The sequence below is a fragment of the Massilia sp. 2TAF26 genome (genome assembly GCF_052115005.1).
In the GTDB taxonomy this organism is placed as follows: Bacteria; Pseudomonadota; Gammaproteobacteria; order Burkholderiales; family Burkholderiaceae_D; genus Telluria.
This window is the reverse complement of record NZ_JBFRFV010000075.1, coordinates 1-885: the sequence shown is the minus strand read 5'-3', so window position 1 is coordinate 885 and position 885 is coordinate 1. Positions and strand designations below refer to the sequence as shown.

Below are 885 nucleotides of genomic sequence, written 5' to 3'. Positions count from 1 at the left end.
GCTGTACCAGGTGCCGCCATAATTGACTGCCTTGTCCGATAATGAGTCGGAAAACACCGCAAGCGCTTGGGACGCCAAGGTGTACGCAGTCGAGATAGTTGTTCCTGTAATCGACAACTTGGAATAGGTTGCCGTTCCCGTTGAATATAGGTTCAGTCCAGTTGTGATATCGGTCAGAATTCCCTGCGGCGAGCCAGAGGAAAACACTGCGCCAAACGTCAGCGTCGTACCAGAGATGGACACCGCTATCAGCGATCCGCCAGTACCCAGCAAACCCAATACAGTGGTGCTGTTGACCAGTGCGCCGTAGAGCCAGTTCGATCCGCCAGCACCGATCGTCCCATGGCGATAGATGAAGGTGGAACGCTGATAGCGGGTCCAGAGAACACTGGTTTGCACTGATACAGTGCCGATCGTGACGGTTGTTCCTGACACCGTAATGCCGTACCAACTACCATCACTTGAGCTCGTGCTATTCGTGGCGCAGAAGATGTAACTCGCGCCAGCCGACACGGTAAACAAGCTTGCAAATGGGCTTGTGTTACCCTGAATTACGCTCGTTGCCGACACAGCCGCAGTGTTGAGCGTCAACGTGGTGCCGCTAATAGAAACTACTCGTGCAGTGAGCGAAGTAGGCGAAGTTCCAGCCGTGGCATACGCAATGATCGCAGCTGTTGGCGATATCGGCGCCAGCCGAACGCCGGCATTTGCTGCTGACTGCGCTGTGACTGCCGTACCGAGTGAAATAGTCGTGCCACTCACGGATAGAACAAACAGGTTGTTTGTCGCGGCACCGACCGATACCAGATATGTCGTTGCCGTAAGCTGTATTGGCGCGTCAGTCGGGTTCGCGCTAAGCGCTTGGCTTGCTCCCAGGGTGATGGT

1 protein-coding gene is annotated in these 885 nt (G+C 55.0%); it reads right to left on the bottom strand.

What is annotated here, in order from left to right; genetic code table 11:
* Positions 1-885, bottom strand: an 885-nt coding sequence (locus tag AB4Z32_RS27455; RefSeq protein ID WP_442124983.1) for a hypothetical protein, incomplete at both ends; no start/stop codon positions are given.